Here is a 3207-nt window from a genome sequence, read left to right as displayed (position 1 = left end):
GTACGCGGCGGCGAGTTCGGTGCCCATGCCGAGTCGTTGTGCGCCCTGCCCGGTGAACAGGAACGCCAACCTGCCGGGGGCCGCCACGGTCGGCTGCACGCCCGCCCGCAGCGCGCGTACCAACTCCTCGGTGTCGCGGCCCACCACGGCGGCACGGTGCTCGAACGCGGTCCGCCCGACCGCAAGCGTGAAGCCGACGGCCAGCGTGAACCCGACGTCGTCGGGGTCCCGGCCGGCCACCGCGTCGGCCAGGCGCGCGGCCTGGGCCCGTACGGCATCCGGCGTCCGTCCGGAGAGGACCCACGGGATCGCCGGCGGCCGGACGGCGTACGCCGGCTCGGGCGACCCGTCCGCTTCGGGCTCCTCGATCACCACGTGCGCGTTGGTGCCGCTGACCCCGAACGACGACACGGCGGCCCGGCGGGGCCGGTCACCGGCGGGCCACGCCACCGGCTCGGTCAGCAGGGACACCGCCCCCGCCGACCAGTTCACCTGCGGCGACGGCTCGTCCACGTGCAGCGTGCGCGGCAGCAGCCCGTTGCGCAGCGCGCCCACCATCTTGATCACCCCCGCGACGCCGGCCGCGGCCTGGGTGTGGCCGATGTTCGACTTGACGGAGCCGAGCCACAACGGCCGCTCCCGGCCCTGCCCGTAGGTGGCCAGGACCGCCTGGGCCTCGATCGGGTCGCCCAGCTTCGTGCCCGTGCCGTGCGCCTCGACCACGTCGACCTGGCTCGCCGACAGCCGCGCGTTGGCCAGCGCGGCCCGGATCACCCTTTGCTGCGACGGCCCGTTCGGCGCGGTCAGCCCGTTCGACGCGCCGTCCTGGTTGACCGCCGTGCCCCGCACCACCGCCAGCACCCGGCGGCCGTTGCGCAGCGCGTCCGACAGCCGCTCCACCACCAGCATGCCGACGCCCTCGGACCAGCCGGTGCCGTCGGCGGCGGCGGCGAACGACTTGCACCGGCCGTCCGGCGACAGGCCCCGCTGCCGGGAGAACTCCACGAACGTCTCGGGGGTCGCCATGACCGTCACGCCGCCGGCCAGGGCCAGCGAGCACTCGCCGCCGCGCAGCGCCTGGGCGGCGAGGTGCAGGGCGACCAGCGACGACGAGCAGGCCGTGTCGAGCGTGACCGCCGGGCCCTCCAGGCCCAGGGCGTACGCGACCCGGCCCGAGGCGATCGCGCCGGTGGAGCTGTTGCCGGCGTAGTCGTGGTACATCATCCCGGCGAACACGCCGGTGTCGCTGCCGCGCAGGGACGCCGGATCGAGGCCCGTCCGTTCCAGCGCCTCCCACGACGTCTCCAGCAGCAGCCGCTGCTGCGGATCCATGGTCAGCGCCTCACGCGGGCTGATCTCGAAGAACTCCGCGTCGAACTCCGCCGCGTCGTACAGGAAGCCGCCCTCGCGGGTGTACGACTTGCCCGGCACGCCCGGCGTCGGGTCGTACAGTTCCGCCACGTCCCAGCCCCGGTCGGTGGGGAAGCCGCCGACCCCGTCCCGTCCGGCGGCCACCAGGTCCCACAGCTCCTCGGGCGTACGCACGCCGCCGGGGAACCGGCACGCCATGCCGACGATCGCGATGGGCTCGTGCGCCGCCTCCTCCGCGTCGCGCAGCTTCCGCCGCGTCTCGCGCAGCTCCGCTGTCGTCCGCTTGAGGTAGTCGAGCAGCTTTTCCTCGTTGTCGGGCATCGACGTCACTCCAGGGGCGGACCGGTGGGGGGATCGGGGTGCTAGAGCGGGATGTTCCCGTGGGTGCCGCGCCGGCGGACGGGGCCGGCGGCGTCGGCGAAGACGGAGACCAGGCGGGCCCGGGTGTCCTCGGGGCGGACGACCTCGTCGACCACGCCGAGGTCCAGCGCGCGGCCGAGGCCGCCGGCGACCTGCCGGTGCTCCTCGACGAGTCGCGCGACGAGTTCGCCCCGCCCGGTCTCCCCGGCGGCGGCGATCGTCCTGCGGTGGATGATGCCGACGGCCGCCTCGGCGCCCATCACCGCGACCTCGGCGTCCGGCCAGGCCAGCACCGACGTCGCGCCCAGCGCGCGCGAGTTCATGGCGATGTAGGCGCCGCCGTACGACTTGCGGGTGATCAGCGTGACGCGCGGGACGGTGGCCTCGGCGAAGGCGTACAGCAGCTTGGCGCCGCGCCGCACCACCCCGCCCCATTCCTGGGCGACGCCCGGCAGGTAGCCGGGGACGTCGACCACGACGAGCAGCGGTACGCCGAACCCGTCGCACATGCGCACGAAGCGGGACGCCTTCTCGGCCGCGACCGAGTCGAGGCAGCCCCCCTTGCGCAGCGGATTGTTCGCGACGACGCCGATCGTGCCGCCGCCCAGCCGGCCGAGGCCGACGACCATGTTCGGCGCCCACTTCGGTTGCAGCTCCAGCAGCTCGGCGTCGTCGAGGAGCGCGGTCAGCAGGGGGCGTACGGGGTAGGCGCGCACCGGGGAGTCCGGCAGCAGCGCGCGCAGGTCCCGGGGGGCGCCGGCCCGGGCCGGGTCGAACTCCCCCGGCCGGGCCAGCAGCGCCACGAGCCGCCGCGTCTGGTGGTAGGCGTCCTCCTCCGAGTCGGCGGGCACGTGCGTCACACCCGACCGGCGCACGTGCGCGTCCGGCCCGCCGAGCCCGGCCATGTCGATCTGTTCGCCGGTGACGCTGCGCACCACGTCCGGGCCGGTGATGAAGATCCGGCCGGCGGGCGCCTGGATGACGATGTCGGTGAGCGCCGGTCCGTACGCGGCGCCGCCCGCGGCCGGGCCCAGCACGACCGAGAGCTGTGGGATCCGACCGGACGCCCGCACCATGGACGCGAAGATCGCGCCGATGCCGTGCATCGACTCGACGCCGCCCGCCAGCTTCGCGCCGCCGGAGTGCCACAGGCCGATCACCGGCACGCCCTCGGTCAGCGCCAGCTCGATGGCGTCCCGGATGCGCAGGCACTCCGGCAGCCCGAGCGCGCCGCCCTTGACCGTCGCGTCGGTGCAGAAGGCGACCACCTTCTCGCCGGCGATCCGGCCACGGGCCACCACGGCGGCGACGTCGTCCGGATCGTGCAGCAGGGTCAGGGAGTCGTCGTCCAGCAGCCGGGGCAGCCGGTGCAGCGGGTCGCGGGTGTCCCGCTCGCTGATCACCGCCGTCATCGCGATCAGCTCACCCTGCGCTCGTGACCCTGCCAGAACCGCTCCCGCAGCTCACGGCGCAGGA

1 protein-coding gene and 1 pseudogene are annotated in these 3207 nt (G+C 75.0%); both read right to left on the bottom strand.

The genetic code is table 11. The features are described 5' to 3' along the window. Positions 1–1692: pseudogene (locus ACTMS2_RS29190) on the bottom strand (type I polyketide synthase); the annotation flags it as partial. 41 nt (positions 1693–1733) lie between these two features. Further along, the gene (locus ACTMS2_RS29185; protein WP_357724039.1) at positions 1734–3143 is read right to left on the bottom strand and encodes a carboxyl transferase domain-containing protein; all 1410 of its coding nucleotides are present in this window, start codon (positions 3141–3143) and stop codon (positions 1734–1736) included. Between the last annotated feature and the right edge of the window lie 64 nt (positions 3144–3207).

It is taken from the genome of Micromonospora sp. SD12 (assembly GCF_052068495.1).
In the GTDB taxonomy this organism is placed as follows: domain Bacteria; phylum Actinomycetota; class Actinomycetes; order Mycobacteriales; family Micromonosporaceae; genus Micromonospora; species Micromonospora echinofusca.
This window is presented reverse-complemented; position numbering and strand designations above follow the sequence as displayed.